This is a genomic window from Cohnella sp. CFH 77786, from assembly GCF_019400745.1.
GTDB lineage: Bacteria > Bacillota > Bacilli > Paenibacillales > Paenibacillaceae > Cohnella.
Genome location: NZ_WJIB01000001.1, coordinates 117,946 through 132,666, shown reverse-complemented (window position 1 = coordinate 132,666; position 14,721 = coordinate 117,946). Strand labels below are relative to the sequence as shown.

Annotated in this window: 17 protein-coding genes; all 17 read left to right on the top strand. The window is 58.7% G+C overall.

Going from position 1 to position 14,721, the window contains the following annotated elements; translation table 11 throughout:
* Positions 1 to 19 precede the first annotated feature (19 nt).
* The 17 genes from GE107_RS00640 to GE107_RS00560 all read left to right on the top strand — a co-directional run bounded on the left by GE107_RS00640 (position 20) and on the right by GE107_RS00560 (position 14,684).
* Positions 20 to 1,465, top strand: a complete 1,446-nt coding sequence (locus tag GE107_RS00640; protein ID WP_219637471.1) for a flagellar hook-length control protein FliK — start codon at positions 20 to 22, stop codon at positions 1,463 to 1,465.
* A gap of 21 nt (positions 1,466 to 1,486) precedes the next feature.
* Positions 1,487 to 1,966, top strand: coding sequence for a flagellar hook capping FlgD N-terminal domain-containing protein (locus GE107_RS00635; RefSeq protein ID WP_219637470.1), 480 nt, complete (start codon positions 1,487 to 1,489; stop codon positions 1,964 to 1,966).
* Positions 1,959 to 2,348, top strand: a complete 390-nt coding sequence (locus tag GE107_RS00630) for a TIGR02530 family flagellar biosynthesis protein (protein ID WP_219637469.1) — start codon at positions 1,959 to 1,961, stop codon at positions 2,346 to 2,348. The genes GE107_RS00635 and GE107_RS00630 overlap by 8 nt, the downstream gene beginning before the upstream one ends.
* A gap of 107 nt (positions 2,349 to 2,455) precedes the next feature.
* The gene (locus GE107_RS00625) at positions 2,456 to 3,280 is read left to right on the top strand and encodes a flagellar hook-basal body complex protein (RefSeq protein WP_219637468.1); all 825 of its coding nucleotides are present in this window, start codon (positions 2,456 to 2,458) and stop codon (positions 3,278 to 3,280) included.
* A 58-nt stretch (positions 3,281 to 3,338) separates the two neighbouring features.
* Positions 3,339 to 3,572: a flagellar FlbD family protein gene (locus GE107_RS00620; RefSeq protein ID WP_219637467.1), complete on the top strand. Its 234-nt coding sequence runs from the start codon at positions 3,339 to 3,341 to the stop codon at positions 3,570 to 3,572.
* Complete coding sequence (locus GE107_RS00615; RefSeq protein ID WP_219637466.1) at positions 3,569 to 4,051, top strand: flagellar basal body-associated FliL family protein; 483 nt, start codon at positions 3,569 to 3,571, stop codon at positions 4,049 to 4,051. The genes GE107_RS00620 and GE107_RS00615 overlap by 4 nt, the downstream gene beginning before the upstream one ends.
* A gap of 48 nt (positions 4,052 to 4,099) precedes the next feature.
* Entirely contained in the window at positions 4,100 to 5,101 is a 1,002-nt protein-coding gene (gene fliM / locus GE107_RS00610) for a flagellar motor switch protein FliM (protein WP_219637465.1), read from the top strand.
* On the top strand, positions 5,091 to 6,362 hold the full coding sequence (gene fliY / locus GE107_RS00605; protein ID WP_219637464.1) for a flagellar motor switch phosphatase FliY: 1,272 nt from the start codon (positions 5,091 to 5,093) through the stop codon (positions 6,360 to 6,362). Before fliM ends, fliY begins: the two co-directional genes overlap by 11 nt.
* A gap of 23 nt (positions 6,363 to 6,385) precedes the next feature.
* Positions 6,386 to 6,748, top strand: a complete 363-nt coding sequence (locus GE107_RS00600; RefSeq protein ID WP_123040051.1) for a response regulator — start codon at positions 6,386 to 6,388, stop codon at positions 6,746 to 6,748.
* A 21-nt stretch (positions 6,749 to 6,769) separates the two neighbouring features.
* Positions 6,770 to 7,315 carry a flagellar biosynthetic protein FliO gene (locus tag GE107_RS00595; RefSeq protein WP_219637463.1) on the top strand — a complete coding sequence of 182 codons (546 nt, stop codon included), beginning with the start codon at positions 6,770 to 6,772 and terminating at the stop codon, positions 7,313 to 7,315.
* Positions 7,316 to 7,356: 41 nt separating this feature from the next.
* Positions 7,357 to 8,064: a flagellar type III secretion system pore protein FliP gene (gene fliP / locus GE107_RS00590; RefSeq protein ID WP_370636223.1), complete on the top strand. Its 708-nt coding sequence runs from the start codon at positions 7,357 to 7,359 to the stop codon at positions 8,062 to 8,064.
* Between the two features lie 33 nt (positions 8,065 to 8,097).
* Positions 8,098 to 8,367 carry a flagellar biosynthesis protein FliQ gene (gene fliQ, locus GE107_RS00585; RefSeq protein ID WP_219637461.1) on the top strand — a complete coding sequence of 90 codons (270 nt, stop codon included), beginning with the start codon at positions 8,098 to 8,100 and terminating at the stop codon, positions 8,365 to 8,367.
* Positions 8,368 to 8,373: 6 nt separating this feature from the next.
* On the top strand, positions 8,374 to 9,171 hold the full coding sequence (gene fliR / locus GE107_RS00580) for a flagellar biosynthetic protein FliR (protein ID WP_219637460.1): 798 nt from the start codon (positions 8,374 to 8,376) through the stop codon (positions 9,169 to 9,171).
* Between the two features lie 27 nt (positions 9,172 to 9,198).
* Positions 9,199 to 10,293: a flagellar biosynthesis protein FlhB gene (gene flhB, locus GE107_RS00575; protein WP_219637459.1), complete on the top strand. Its 1,095-nt coding sequence runs from the start codon at positions 9,199 to 9,201 to the stop codon at positions 10,291 to 10,293.
* A 107-nt stretch (positions 10,294 to 10,400) separates the two neighbouring features.
* Complete coding sequence (flhA, locus tag GE107_RS00570) at positions 10,401 to 12,434, top strand: flagellar biosynthesis protein FlhA (protein WP_219637458.1); 2,034 nt, start codon at positions 10,401 to 10,403, stop codon at positions 12,432 to 12,434.
* Positions 12,431 to 13,828 carry a flagellar biosynthesis GTPase FlhF gene (gene flhF, locus GE107_RS00565; protein WP_219637457.1) on the top strand — a complete coding sequence of 466 codons (1,398 nt, stop codon included), beginning with the start codon at positions 12,431 to 12,433 and terminating at the stop codon, positions 13,826 to 13,828. The genes flhA and flhF overlap by 4 nt, the downstream gene beginning before the upstream one ends.
* Positions 13,821 to 14,684: a MinD/ParA family protein gene (locus GE107_RS00560; RefSeq protein WP_219637456.1), complete on the top strand. Its 864-nt coding sequence runs from the start codon at positions 13,821 to 13,823 to the stop codon at positions 14,682 to 14,684. The genes flhF and GE107_RS00560 overlap by 8 nt, the downstream gene beginning before the upstream one ends.
* Positions 14,685 to 14,721: the final 37 nt, after the last annotated feature.

Sequence of the window (14,721 nt, the reverse complement as noted above, 5' to 3'; positions counted from 1 at the left end):
TGAAAGGAGGTGAAACAACATGAACGCAAACGGAATCGCGGCAACGGTGAACGCGGCAACCTCCGCAACCGGCCAAGCCGCAGGCTCGGCAACGGGAAAAACCGGATCCGCGGGCGGCTTCGCCACCGCGCTTGTGCAAGCTGTCGAAGGCACCGGCGGCACCGGCGCTTCGGCAACGGGCAGCGGCCTTCCGGCAGGTCTGACGGGATTGCTCGGTCTTCTTGGGGGCCAGACGGGGGAGACTTCCTCCAATCCGTTGGCCGAACTGCTCAGCGGACTGACGGATCAATTGAACGGGCTGGCTCCGGACGCCGAATTGCCGGCAGAGCTGCAAGAACTGCTGGCGGCCTTGCTCCTGATGGTCCAAAATCTGCTAAACGGATCGGGTGCGAATGTTCCGGCGCAGAACGACGGCGCTTCCGTTGTGACGGATGCGGACGGTATGGGCTTCGATTCGCAAAAACCGGTTCGGGGCGCGCAGCAGGATTTGATCGCGGCATTGCGTGAGTCTCTCGTGCAATTGCAGCACCGGCTAGCCCAAGGAGGGACGCTTAACGGACAAGCCGAGCAGCTGGAGCAAACGCTCAAGCAGGCCTTCGAAGCGCTGCAGCCATGGACGTCTTCGAAAGGCAAGGCCGGACAGGCATCCGAGTCCCCGCAAACGGCGACGACGGCGCCCCAGGCGGCTAACCCGTCAGCGAATGCAGGCCCATCCGCGAACGCGGCTGCCAAGGGCGAGCAAACGGCCGGCGTCCAAGCCGAAGCCGTTAGCAAAACCGTCCTTCCGCTGCGCAGTCCGGTCTGGCATTTCCATCAAGCGCAAGGAACGGAAGCGGGCACGGCGCCTGAAAACCAAGCGGTGCCGGCGGCCGAATCGGCCGAAACTTCCGGACAGAACGGGACCGCGCTGGCCTGGACGCTGCAGAGAGACGCGAACGCCGCTATGCCGGTGTCTCCGTCCGCAAGTGCGGGAGCGCCCGCCCAAGTGCCGGTTCAGCAGTTCGCCGATCACATGGGCAAGTTCCTGGTGAAGCAGTTCATCCTGACGCAGGGGCACGGAACGTCGGAGGCCAAGATTTCCCTCCATCCGGAGCACTTGGGCCAGGTAGATATCAAGATCACGATCCAGAACGGGCTCATGACCGCCCAATTCGTCACGGAGAACGGGGCCGCGCGCGACATGCTCGAAACCCAATTGTCCCAACTGCGCGCCGCACTTCAAGGGCAAGGCCTGCAGGTCGACAAAATGGAAGTCGTGCAGCAATCTTCGTCCGTTTCCGCCGACTCCGCCGCTTTCTTCCAGGGACGGCACGAGCAATCCGGGAACGGCCGCCAAGGAGGCCACCCGAAAGGCAGGGGCAGCAGCGCCGTTTACGAGGACGCCGCGGCATTCGAAGCGGAGCTTGACAGGACGGCGTTCCTTCGGGAGATCGGGTACGGCAGCTCGCTTAACGTTACGGCTTAACGCGGCAAGGAGGTGAGACCGGTGGCGGATAGCGCCGGAACGACGAACATTTGGCCGAACTATTCGGCCCAGAACGTGCAGTCGGCGGCACGAAAGCCGGCGAAGGACTTGGGCAAGGACCAGTTTCTGCAGATTCTCGTCACCCAGCTCAAGAATCAGGATCCGATGCAGCCGATGCAAGACAAGGATTTCATCGCCCAGATGGCGCAGTTCTCCGCTTTGGAGCAGACGATGAACATGGCGACCCAATTGACCGCGCTTCGCCAGTCGGCCGGTATGGCGGCCGGATTGATCGGCAAAACGGTCGGGTGGCAGGAAACGACGAGCTCGGGGGAAACGGTAAGCCGTTCGGGCGTCGTGGAATCGATCATCCGGCGAGACGGCGTCCAGTATGTCAAGGTCGGATCCGCGGAAGTGAAAATCGACGAAGTGCTGTCCATTTCGGACACGCCCTCCACGGGTTCGGTAACCTCCGGCGGAGGAGGGACCCCGAATGAGTGACCACCGGATCATGACCCTGCCGCTCACGGCAGGACGGGCGGCGCCGCTTCAAGGAACACGCGCCCTGGCCCGAACTCCGGGAACGTCGCCTGAAGGGGTATCCTTCCGGGAACTTCTTCAGCGCCAGCAGCTGAAATTCAGCCATCACGCCGAGCAAAGGCTCGAGCAGAGAGGAATCGTGCTGAATTCCGACCAGCTGGAACGGATCGCGGGCGCCGTGGATCAGGCCGCTGCCAAAGGCGCGAGGGATTCGCTCGTCCTGTTCCGGGACATCGCGATGATCGTCAACGTGCCGAACCGGACCGTCGTGACGGCGATGGACGGCTCTTCGATGAAAGAGCACGTCTTCACGCAGATCGACAGCGCGGTCGTCGTCAGTTAGCGAACGGAATGCGAAGCAAGAAGGGCTGGACCCGGCAAGGGGGGCCCTGGCCGCGGATCGACTGAAGCGGCCGTACTCCAAAATCAGCGGGAGGTAGGTTTCATTCCATGTTGCGTTCCATGTACTCCGGCGTATCCGGCATGAGAGGCTTCCAGACGAAGCTCGACGTGATCGGAAACAATATCGCCAACGTCAATACCGTCGGATTCAAAGCGGGGCGCGTGATGTTCAAGGACATCCTGAGCCAGTCGATGTCGGGCGTCACGGCGCCCGTCGAAGGAACGAGCGGCGGCGTCAACGCCAGACAGGTCGGCCTCGGCGTCGCGGTGTCCGCGATCGACACGATCCATACGCCGGGCAGCGCCATGACGACCAACGTACCGACGGATTTGCGGATCGACGGGGACGGGTTCTTCATCGTCAAACCGACGTCCGACAGCGAAATCAGCTATTTGACCCGTGCCGGCAACTTCACCTTGGACGCCAACCGCCAATTGGTTAACGCCGACGGGATGCTCGTCGCCAGCTCCGACGGCAGCGCTCCGATCACATTGGGCGAGGACGTAACGGCGTTCTCGATCGCCCAGGACGGCCAAATCATGGCGATCGGCGCCGACGGCAACGCGACGGGAACCGGAACTTTCATCGGAGTCGCCAAGGTGACGAACCCGGGCGGTCTGGAGAAAGTCGGAGGGAACCTGTACCGCGTGACGGCGAACGCGAACGCGGACGGCGCGTTCGCGCCGACGACCGCGAACAACATCGAGCTCGGCACGGGCGCCATCATCTCCGGCCAGCTTGAAATGTCCAACGTCGACCTTACGAACGAATTCACCGAGATGATCGTCGCGCAGCGCGGGTTCCAGGCGAATTCGCGGATCATCACGACCTCGGACGATATTTTGCAGGAAGTCGTCAATCTGAAACGATAATTGACGCGGCCGCCGGGAGAGGGCTCGGCCCTCTCCCTCGCGGAACGGGGGGATCTCCATGATCGCCGTTACGAGGCTCAACGGCAGTCAGTTTCATGTCAACGCTTTGTTGATCGAAACGGTGGAACAGACGCCGGACACGATCATTACGCTCACGACGGGCAAGAAATACATGGTTACCGAACATTCATCGGATGTGATCCGGTCCATCCGGCACTATCTGCGCAGTATCGGCATCATGGCCGCGATAACCGGCCCGGCGGATACGCAATCGGAGGGAGCTTCGTCATGAAGAAAATGTTACCTTGGCTCGTTTCGCTTCTGCTGGCGATCACGCTGATCATTTCGGCGGGCATCTACGTGTGGAACCAGTATTTCAGCGGTTCCCACTCCAAAGATCCTGCGGCGCAGGCGGCGGAGAGCGTAAAGAATGTGGAGGCGAATACGCTCTCCGCGGATGAGCTCCTCAAGGTCACATCCGAGTTAACCGATATCAAAACGAATATCGCGGACACCTCCTACGTGGTCATCACGGGGTTCATCTTCCAGCTCGACAGCGAGAAGAGCAAGGAGGAATTCGACAAAATCAAGGATATCGTGGTCAGGCCGATCATCAACCGCGCTCTGTGGGTCATGAAGCCGGAGGACCTGCAGGGCACGAAAGGCAAGGATCAGCTCTACGCGGGATTGATCAACTCGATCAACGAAGTGCTTACCGAAGGCAAGGTCACGAAGGTCGAATTGAAAGATTTCATCATGCAGCAAGTATGACGGGCCGGACGGACGTCCGATTACGGGGTTTGGAAAGGGGTGAGAGATTTGGTTGACGTTTTGTCGCAGAACGAGATCGACGCGCTCTTGGCCGCGCTGTCGTCCGGCGAAATGGACGCGGAGGAGCTCAAAAAAGAGGATACGCAGAAGAAGGTGCGGTCCTACGATTTCAAACGCGCGGTGCGTTTCTCGAAGGACCATATCCGCAGCTTGACCCGGATCCATGAGAACTTCGCGCGTTACCTGACGACCTATTTTTCCGCCCAGCTCCGGACGTTCGTGCAGATCAGCGTCGTTCAGGTGGAGCAGCTCCCCTACGACGAATTCATCCGGTCCATCCCGAAAATGACGATACTCAACATTTTCGAAGCGGAGCCGCTCGAAGGTCGCATGGTGCTGGAGGTGCATCCGAACGTCGCGTTCGCGATGCTGGACCGCGTGCTAGGAGGCGCGGGCGCCGCGCCGACCAAAATCGGCAGCCTGACCGAAATCGAAACGATCATCATGGAGCGGATTTTCAGCCGGGCGTTCGACAGCCTGCAGGAGGCATGGAAGACGGTGATCGACATGCAGCCGAGGCTGGAAGCGCTGGAGACGAATCCCCAGTTCATGCAGATCGTGTCCCCGAACGAAACGATCGCGCTGATTTCGCTCAGTACGAAAATCGGGGATACGACGGGTATGATCAACCTCTGTATTCCGCACGTGGTCATCGAGCCGGTCATGCCGAGGCTGTCCGCCCACCAATGGTTTGCCTCCCAGAAGAAAATGAGGGCGCCGGAGGAGCAGATCATGCTCGAGAAACGGGTGAGCAAGGCGAAGCTTCCCGTCGTCGCCGAACTGGGTTCCTCGCACATATCGGTTCACGAATTCCTGAATCTTGCGGTCGGAGACGTCATCGCCTTGAACAAGCCGACCGGCGAGGGGTTGGAAGTGAAAGTAGGGGATAAGGTCAAGTTCATCGCCAGCCCCGGTACGGTCAAAGACAAGATGGCGATCCAAATTAACGAAATCGTCAGCGAAGGGGTGGAAGAAATCCATGACGAGTAAAGATTACTTATCCCAGGAGGAGATCGACGCGCTTCTGAGGCAATCGTCCGGCGAGGAGCCGGAGGCGGCTTCTTCGTTCGGGTTCGACGGCGAACTTTCTTTGGATGACCTGCTGACGCCGATCGAACAGGACGCGCTCGGCGAAATCGGCAACATCACGTTCGGCAGCGCGGCGACGGCCTTGTCGACGCTGCTCGGCCGCAAAGTGGACATCACCACGCCTCAGGTGTCCGCGATCTCCAGGGATCGGTTCAACGAGGAGTTTCCGAAGCCGCACGTCGCCGTGCACGTTCGTTACGTGGACGGGTTCGAAGGGATCAACTCCCTCGTGATCAAAACGCACGACGCGCAGGTGATCGCAGACTTGATGCTGGGCGGAGAAGGCAACGTCACCGCGGAGGAATTGAACGAAATCCATATCAGCGCGGTGCAGGAAGCGATGAACCAAATGATGGGGTCGTCGGCGACATCCATGTCGACGATTTTCAATCGGATGGTCAACATCTCCCCTCCGGGTATCGACATTCTCGACGTTGCGAACAATTCCGGCGTTTCCAACATCCCTACGGAAGACATGTTCATCAAAATCTCCTTCCGGCTGAAAATCGGGGATTTGATCGATTCGACGATCATGCAGCTGCTGACGGTGCCGTTCGCGAAGGAACTCGTCCGTTCCCTGATGGGCGACGCCCAGCCGGCCCCCGCTCCGCAGCCGGCTCCCCAAGCGGCGCCGTCTTACCCGGCTCCCGCGGCTGCGGCATCTCCTGCGGCTTCCGCGCCGCAGCAGATGCCGCAGCAAATGCCTCCGCAGCAGATGCCGCCGGCTTACCATATGCCGCCGCAGGAGGCCGCTTACCAGATGCCGCCGATGGCATCCATGCCTCCAGGATACGGAGCGCAGCCTTCTTATCCGCAGACGCTCGGGGCAGGCGGCCGCAGCGTCAACGTCAACCCCGTCCAGTTCGCCAGCTTCCAGGGAAGCGGACTGTCGCAGGCGGACGAGACCAACTTGAATTTGTTGCTCGACATCCCGCTCAAGGTCACGGTCGAGCTCGGACGGACGCAGAAGCAGATCAAGGAAATTTTGGAGTTGTCCCAAGGCTCGATCATCGAGTTGGACAAGTTGGCCGGGGAACCGGTCGACATCCTGGTGAACAACAAATTGATTGCCAAAGGCGAGGTCGTGGTCATCGACGAAAACTTCGGCGTCCGCGTTACCGACATCGTCAGCCAATGGGATCGCGTCCAAAAAATCCAATAAGAGACCTTCGGGAGGAAAACGAAATGGCTAACCGCATTCTCATTGTAGACGACGCAGCATTCATGCGCATGATGATCCGCGACATTCTCAGCAAGAACGGATACGAGGTGGTTGGAGAAGCGCAAGACGGAGCGCAAGCCATCGAGAAATACAAGGAGCTCCATCCGGACCTGATCACGATGGATATCACGATGCCCGAGATGGACGGCATTACCGCGCTCAAGGAAATCCGCAAGCTCGATTCTAACGCGAAGGTCATCATGTGTTCGGCCATGGGCCAGCAAGCGATGGTCATCGATGCCATCCAAGCCGGGGCCAAAGATTTCATCGTGAAACCGTTCCAAGCCGATCGCGTCATCGAAGCCATCAAGAAAACACTCGGATAAGTCGGGAGCGAACAAGCGGCCATGAAAGGTTTTTATTACGCGGGCGGATTTGCGGACAACGGTCCGGCCGGCTCCGTCTGGGATCTGCTCTGGATCCTGTTCGTCCTGGCCGTCATCGTCGGACTGATCATCCTGCTGCTCCGCTTTCTCGCCAAGCGTAACCGCGGCTGGGGAACGAACCGCTCGCTCCGTTCGCTCGGCGGGTTCCCGCTGGGGACGAACAAATCGATGCAGATCGTGGAATGGAACGGCCGGATTTACGTGCTGGGCGTCGGCGAGGACGTTACGCTGCTCGAATCGATCACCGATCCCGAGACGGTGGCATCGTTGCTGGCGGAGCACGACTCGGCGGCGGAATCGTCCGCAAGCCCGTTGCCCGAATGGCTGAGAAGCTGGACCCGGAAATTCCCATCCCCCGAGGGCGGCAAGGCAAACGCGGACGCGGATGCCCGCGAGAGCTTCGAGAAGACGCTCGAAAACCGGTTGCGAGAGCTCGCCGAGAGACGCCAGCGCGCCGAACGGCTGCTCGAAGAGAAACCTAACGAAGATCGGTCGGGCCACCCATGAAAAAGAAATCGCTCATCAGCTTCATCATTCTGTTATCGCTTATGTTCGGCTTCGGAGGTTCCGTTTTCGCTGCGGACAGTCCCATCGTCGACATTACGCTGGGCAACGGCAAGGAGCCGGTCGGAGCATCGGCGTTGTCGCTGCTGCTTCTGATCACGGTGCTCAGCCTGGCGCCTGCGATCCTCGTCCTGATGACGAGCTTTACCCGGATCGTCATCGTGCTCGGCTTCGTCCGGACGTCGCTCGGCACGCAGCAGATGCCTCCGAACCAGGTTTTGATCGGCTTGGCCCTGTTTCTGACCTTGTTCATCATGTCTCCGACTTTGTCCCAAGTGAACAAGGATGCCCTTCAGCCCTACCTGAAAAACGAGATCACGCAAACCGAAGCGCTGCAGAAAGCTTCCGTTCCGATGAAAGAGTTCATGTACAAGCACACGAGAGAGAAAGATCTCCTGCTTTTCCTGAACTATACGAAAACGGAAAAGCCGAAGACGTTCCAGGATATCCCGATTACCGTCCTCATTCCGTCCTACGCGCTGAGCGAACTGAAAACGGCTTTCCAGATGGGCTTTATGATTTTCATCCCGTTTCTCGTCATCGACATGGTCGTCGCGAGTACGCTGATGGCGATGGGCATGATGATGCTGCCGCCGGTCATGATCTCGCTGCCGTTCAAAATTTTGCTGTTCGTGTTGGTCGACGGTTGGTATCTGGTCGTCAGGTCGCTGCTCACCAGCTTCCATGCGTAGAATGCCGGCGACAGAGTCAAGCGGGAGGTTCACATGAGTTCCGAATTCGTTATCGGCCTTGCAGGCCAAGCGCTCTATACGGTGCTGAAGGTCAGTGCGCCGATGCTGGGCCTGGGATTGATCGTCGGCCTGATCGTCAGCATCTTTCAGGCCACGACGCAGATCCAGGAACAGACGCTGGCGTTCGTTCCTAAAATCGTAGCCGTGTTCGTGGCGATTCTCGTATTCGGTCCCTGGATTCTCACGATCATGATCGATTTCACGAGCCACATCTTGGGCAATTTAGCCCAGTACATAGGATAACGCCTCATGTTGACAACCGATGTGATCATGAAGGTGTTTCCTGCCTTTCTGCTTGTTTTATGTCGAATCAGCGCGTTTTTTGCGGTCGCGCCCGTCTTCTCGACGCGCAATGTGCCGAAAACGCTCAAAATCGGCCTGGCTTTCTTCGTGTCGGTGATCGTCTTCCTGACCGTCGGATTCGACACCAAGGTCACCGCGGACGCGACCTACTTGCTGGCCGTGTTCCGGGAAGTGCTCGCGGGCCTCCTGATCGGATACGTCTCGTACTTGTTTTTCGCGGCGGTCCAGACGTCCGGGGCGATCATGGATTTGCAGATCGGTTTCGGCATCTCCAACATCGTCGATCCGCTGACCGGCGTCTCCGCGCCGATGCTCGGAAATCTCAAGTACATGCTTACGATTCTCGTATTCTTAACCATGAACGGGCACCATTACTTGCTTGCGGCGATCATGGACAGCTATCAATGGCTGCCGCTCGACAACGCGCTTTATAGCAAGATCGCGGACGGAGGACTGTCCGACTTTCTGGTCCGAACGTTCGCGGACACGTTCATGGTCGCCCTGCAAATCTCGGCGCCGATCGTGGTGGCGATGCTGCTGACGGACGTGGGGCTCGGGCTGCTTGCGAGGACGGCTCCCCAATACAACGTCTTCGTGATCGGGATCCCGGTGAAAATCCTGGTCGGCCTCGCGTTGCTGATCGTGCTGCTGCCCGGTTTCAGCGCCTTGTTCCAAATGGTGTTCGATTACATGTTTCGATCGCTGCACCAGCTGTTCACGATTCTGAAAAATACCCCGGCGTAACCGATCGACCGGAAGGGAGGCGGACGCATGCCGCAATTTCGCTACAAGCTCGATTTGCAGCTGTTCGCCGGCGAAAAAACGGAAAAGGCGACTCCGAAAAAAAGACAGGAAGCCCGGAACAAAGGGCAAGTCGCCAAAAGCGTCGAGATTCCCCACTCCTTGATCCTGGTCGGCGTGTTGGCCTGCTTTATGATGCTGGGTCCGTTTTTCCGGGACCGGACACTGCAGTTGTTCGGGGACATTTTTCTCCATCGGTTGAACATGGACATCACGGATCAGAACGTCCTGGCGTTGTTCTTCCATTACGCACTGCAAACGTTGATCCTTCTGTCCCCGATTCTGATCATCGTCGTCGTGATCGCGTTTGCCGCCACGTACGTGCAAATTGGCTGGCTGTTCACGACGGAGCCGCTGAAGATGAGCCTGTCGAAGCTTAATCCGCTTACCGGAGCGAAAAACCTCTTCAAGATGCGCTCTTTGATCGAGTTTCTGAAAAGCGCGTTAAAGCTGACGGTCATCGGTTTGGTCGTTTACTGGGTGTTGTGGTCGAAGAAGAAGCAGTTTCTTGGACTCGCTCACGTCCCGGTCGAAGGCATCTTCTCGTTTACGGCGGACCTCATTCTCCAGTTGGGTCTGATCGTCGCGGTCATTTTGTTCGTATTGTCCATCGGCGATTATCTGTACTCGAAATTCGAGTACGAAAAAAGCTTGAAAATGAGCAAGCAGGACATCAAGGACGAGCATAAGAACGCGGAAGGCGATCCGCTCATCAAAGGCAAGATCAAGGAAAAGCAGCGCCGGATGGCGCTCATGCGCATGATGCAGGAGGTGCCGAAGGCCGATGTGGTCATCACCAACCCGACCCACTTCGCCGTAGCCCTTCAATACGACGGGACGAAGATGGAAGCCCCCGTCGTCGTGGCCAAAGGCCAGGATTATCTGGCGCTTCGCATCCGCGAAATCGCCCGCAAGCACGATGTCGTGATCATGGAAAACAAGCCGCTCGCCCGCGCGCTGTACGAACGTTCGGAGGTCGGGGATTCGATCCCCGCCGACTTGTTCCAAGCCGTCGCGGAGGTGCTGGCATACGTATACCGCCTCAAAGGGCGCAGAAGAGCGTAATCATCCGAGTTACATGAAATTTTCGAGTAATTCCTCAGAATCCGATTCAGAAACGCCAAGGTACACGAAATATTCGAGTAATTCCTTATGAAGGGAGGGATCGAAAGATGAAAATCAAGGACCTGAGCATCCTGATCGGCATTATCGGCGTCGTCCTGATGATGGTCGTTCCGATCCCGACCTGGCTGCTGGACGTCTTGCTCGTCTTGAACATCTCGGCGGCGCTGATGATTCTGCTGATCGCGATGAACACGACCGACGCGCTGCATTTCTCGATCTTCCCGACGCTGCTGCTCGTGACGACCGTTTTCCGTCTTTCCCTGAACGTTTCGACGACCCGGCTGATTTTGCGTGACGCCGATGCCGGACACGTCGTCGAAACGTTCGGCAATTTCGTCGCCGGAGGCCAGCTGGCCATCGGCTTCGTCGTGTTTCTGATCCTGGTCGTCGTCCAATTCATCGTCATCACCAAAGGTTCGGAGAGGGTAGCCGAAGTGGCGGCCCGCTTCACCCTCGACGCGATGCCCGGCAAGCAGATGAGCATCGACGCCGACCTGAACGCGGGATTGATCAACGAGCAGCAAGCCCGCGAGCGCCGCGAGAAAATCGAGAAGGAAGCCGATTTCTACGGAGCGATGGACGGCGCGAGCAAGTTCGTCAAAGGGGACGCCATCGCGAGCATCATCATCGTTCTGATCAACCTCATCGGCGGCATCATCATCGGGATGGCCGTTCACGGCTTCGACATCATGAAAGCGCTCAGCACCTATGCCGTGCTGTCCATCGGCGACGGTCTCGTCAGCCAAATTCCGGCGCTGCTCATCAGTACCGCGACCGGCATCATCGTCACCCGGGCCGCCTCCGAAGGGAACCTGGCGCATGACATGTCCAGCCAGCTGTTCCGCTATCCTCGCTTGCTGTATATCGTTTCGGGAACGGTCGCGATGCTTGGAATCGCGACGCCGATCCCCTTTGTCACGACGATGCCGTATGCGATCATTCTGGCCATCGCCGGTTACCGGCTGCAGAAGAACCTCGATCGCCGCAAGCAGGAAGAACAGCTCATGGTCGAAGAGAAGGAGATCGAAGAGGTGCGGAGCCCCGAGAGCGTCATCAGCCTGCTCCAGGTCGATCCGATCGAATTCGAATTCGGATACGGGCTTATTCCGCTGGCGGATACGCAGCAGGGCGGCGATCTGCTCGACCGCATCATCATGATCCGGCGGCAATGCGCCCTGGAAATGGGACTTATCGTCCCCGTCATCCGCATTCGCGACAATATTCAACTAAAACCGAACGAATACGTCATCAAAATGAAAGGAAATATGGTGGCTCGTGGCGAATTATTACTTCATCACTACCTCGCCATGAGTCCCGGGTTCGAGGACGATTCCGTTACGGGTATCGAGACCCAGGAACCGGCGTTCGGCCTGCCCGCCCTCTGGATCGACGAAGCGACGAAGGAAAGGGCCGAGCTCGCGGGTTATACCGTCGTGGATCCGCCGTCCGTCGTCGCCACCCACCTGACGGAAGTGATCAAGAAATACGCGCACGAGCTGATCGGTCGCCAAGAGACGAAGGCGCTCATCGACAGCGTGAAGGAAACGTACCCGGCGCTCGTAGAGGAACTGATTCCATCGATCGTGGGCGTAGGAGACATCCAGAAGGTGCTCGCCAAGCTCTTGAAAGAGAAGATTTCCATCCGAGACTTGGTGACCATCTTCGAATCGTTGGCGGATTACGGCAAGTTCACGAAAGATCCCGATATTTTGACGGAATACGTGAGGCAGAATCTGTCCCGTCAAATCACGCAGCAATACGCGTCGACGAGCGAACCGCTCAAGGTCATCACCGTCAGTCCGGCCGTGGAGAAGAAAATCGCCGAAGCGGTTCAGCAATCCGACCAAGGCAGCTATTTGGCGATGGACCCCGCGTCTTCGCAATCGATCTACCAGAAGCTGACGGAACAAGTGAACCGCCTCGTGCAAACCGGACAGCAGCCGATTATCCTGACTTCTCCGACGATCCGCATGTACATGCGCCAACTGCTGGAACGCAGCTTGCAAGACATTCCGGTTCTATCCTACAGCGAACTGGAGCCAAACATTGAAGTGCAGAGCGTTGGGGTGGTGAACGCATGAAGGTAAAACGCTATCTGGTCGACGATTTGCCGGAAGCGGTGCAGATGATCCGAACCGAGCTCGGCTCGGATGCCGTGATCCTGAATACGAAAGAAATCCGCACGGGCGGTTTCCTGGGCTTGTTCCGCAAGAAACGGGTCGAAGTGATCGCCGCGGTGGACGAGGCTTCCCGCAGGACCCCTTCGCGTCCGCTGCCCGCCCGTCCGGTCCGAGAGGCTCCGCTTCCGGAACGCAAGGCCGCTCCTCCGCTCCAGCCGCCGGCCGAGAATTTGGAAGCTCGGGTTCCGATGCCCGGACAAGCCGTCCGCAACCTTTATGTCCAAGGCGGCCGACGGGGCGGCGGCAGTACGGCCGCGTCGCCGGCCGTCGGCCTCGTGGAGGCGAACCCGGCCGCGGATACTCCTTCGCAGGCGTTTGCCGAAGCTCTGCACCAATTGCAGCAAGCTGCCGCAGCCGCCGAAGAGAAGCCGGCAGCCCCGGACGTACCTGCAGTCTCCGTCAAACCTGCGGATCCGGATGAAACGAACGCGCTGCTTCAGGAATTGCGATCGATGAAAGAGATGATGGCGAAGATGGCCAGGCAGCAATCGTTCCGAAGCATGCCGGAATCGGTGCTCGCCTGGAGCCGGAGACTGGCCGAACAAGGCGTCGAGCCGGTACATGTCGAACGGTTCGCGGAAGAAGTCCGCGACCGGCTGGGCGGGCAAGAAGCGCCCGATGACGGCGCGGCCGGCGAAGCGGCAAGGGAAGTGCTTCGCGCCTGGCTGCTCCCCTGCGCCGGCGGCGGTATCGGTCCCGGCACCCGGATCGTCCGCTTCGTCGGACCGACCGGCGTAGGCAAAACGACGACCATCGCCAAGCTGGCCGCAGACCAGTCGTTCGCGCACCGCCGGTCCGTCGGATTCATCACGGCGGATACGTACCGAATCTCGGCGGTCGACCAATTGCGGACGTACGCCGACATTCTGAACGTACCGCTTGAAGTGGTATTTTCCCCCGGCGAATTGACCCGGTCCTACAAGAAACTGGAAGACCGCGATTTGATCTTGATGGATACGGCGGGCCGCAACTACCGCAACGAACTGTTCGTGTCGGAGGTGAACAGCCTCCTCGCTCCGGGAGAGAAAGCCGAGACCTTCCTCGTCCTCAGCTTGACCCACAAATACGCGGACATGAGGGCGATCGTCTCTCAGTTCGCCAAATACGGCGTCCGACGATTGTTGCTGACGAAGGCGGACGAAACGGATACTTACGGTTCTATCGTCAACCTGGTACGCGAGTATTCCTTCCCGATTTCCTACATCACCTGCGGGCAGACCGTTCCGGACGACATCCGAGCTTTCGATCCGGAGGAATGGGTACGCAAGCTTCTGGGGGAACCGGCACATGAATGATCAAGCGGAAGCGCTCCGGCAGCTGGTTCAGACGCGCGAATTTCCCAGAAGCTCCGCGACTCGAATCGTAACCGTCACCAGCGGCAAAGGCGGTGTCGGCAAATCGAATTTCAGCCTGAATTTCGCGATGGCTCTGCAAAAGCGGGGACACAGCGTGCTCGTCTTCGACGCGGATATCGGGATGGCCAACATCGACGTGCTGCTAGGGACGCCCGCTCCTTACAACCTGTTCCATCTACTGAAAAGGGAGAAGACGATCTGGGACATTATCCAGACCGGTCCCGGGGGACTTCAATTCATCGCGGGGGGCTCGGGATTTCAGGAACTGGTCCGGCTCTCCGACGAGGAGCTCGAATATTTCGCCGAACAAGTCGCTTTGCTGAACGGACATGTCGACTTTCTGCTCTTCGACACGGGAGCGGGTTTGTCCAAGCAAACGCTCCGTTTTATCCTGGCGGCGGAAGAGACGATCGTCGTCACGACGCCGGAGCCGACCTCCATTACCGACGCGTACGCGCTCATGAAAATGGTCAAGACGATGGGGAATGAAGTCGCTTTCCGATTGGTCGTCAACCGCGTGGGCGATGACCGGGAGGGGCGGCAGACGGCCGACAACATCCGGCAAGTGGCCGCCAAATATTTGGGCATGGAGCTGCCGGTACTCGGATTCATTCCGGATGACGCGAACGTTTCGAAGGCGGTCAAAAGGCAAATCCCGCTGACAGCCGCGTTCCCGGACAGCGCGGCGGCCAGGGGCATCGATCTCATCGCTTCGCGATTCCTGCTGGAAGAACGTAAGCGGCGGGACCGGGGCATTTCCGGATTTTTTCAACGCATGAAACGGTTGTGGAGTTGACGCTCGGTTTCGGATTTCATCGGCGGAAGGAGTTGGG

Excerpts from the sequence above, each read along its gene's own strand:
- fliP (WP_370636223.1), top strand. The coding sequence starts at position 7,357 with ATGTTCGGCTTCGGAGGTTCCGTTTTCGCTGCGGACAGTCCCATCGTC.
- fliY (WP_219637464.1), top strand. The coding sequence starts at position 5,091 with ATGACGAGTAAAGATTACTTATCCCAGGAGGAGATCGACGCGCTTCTG.
- GE107_RS00625 (WP_219637468.1), top strand. The coding sequence starts at position 2,456 with ATGTTGCGTTCCATGTACTCCGGCGTATCCGGCATGAGAGGCTTCCAG.
- GE107_RS00600 (WP_123040051.1), top strand. The coding sequence starts at position 6,386 with ATGGCTAACCGCATTCTCATTGTAGACGACGCAGCATTCATGCGCATG.
- fliR (WP_219637460.1), top strand. The coding sequence starts at position 8,374 with ATGTTGACAACCGATGTGATCATGAAGGTGTTTCCTGCCTTTCTGCTT.
- GE107_RS00560 (WP_219637456.1), top strand. The coding sequence starts at position 13,821 with ATGAATGATCAAGCGGAAGCGCTCCGGCAGCTGGTTCAGACGCGCGAA.
- GE107_RS00595 (WP_219637463.1), top strand. The coding sequence starts at position 6,770 with ATGAAAGGTTTTTATTACGCGGGCGGATTTGCGGACAACGGTCCGGCC.
- GE107_RS00640 (WP_219637471.1), top strand. The coding sequence starts at position 20 with ATGAACGCAAACGGAATCGCGGCAACGGTGAACGCGGCAACCTCCGCA.
- flhF (WP_219637457.1), top strand. The coding sequence starts at position 12,431 with ATGAAGGTAAAACGCTATCTGGTCGACGATTTGCCGGAAGCGGTGCAG.
- GE107_RS00615 (WP_219637466.1), top strand. The coding sequence starts at position 3,569 with ATGAAGAAAATGTTACCTTGGCTCGTTTCGCTTCTGCTGGCGATCACG.
- GE107_RS00620 (WP_219637467.1), top strand. The coding sequence starts at position 3,339 with ATGATCGCCGTTACGAGGCTCAACGGCAGTCAGTTTCATGTCAACGCT.
- flhB (WP_219637459.1), top strand. The coding sequence starts at position 9,199 with ATGCCGCAATTTCGCTACAAGCTCGATTTGCAGCTGTTCGCCGGCGAA.
- fliQ (WP_219637461.1), top strand. The coding sequence starts at position 8,098 with ATGAGTTCCGAATTCGTTATCGGCCTTGCAGGCCAAGCGCTCTATACG.
- flhA (WP_219637458.1), top strand. The coding sequence starts at position 10,401 with ATGAAAATCAAGGACCTGAGCATCCTGATCGGCATTATCGGCGTCGTC.
- GE107_RS00630 (WP_219637469.1), top strand. The coding sequence starts at position 1,959 with ATGAGTGACCACCGGATCATGACCCTGCCGCTCACGGCAGGACGGGCG.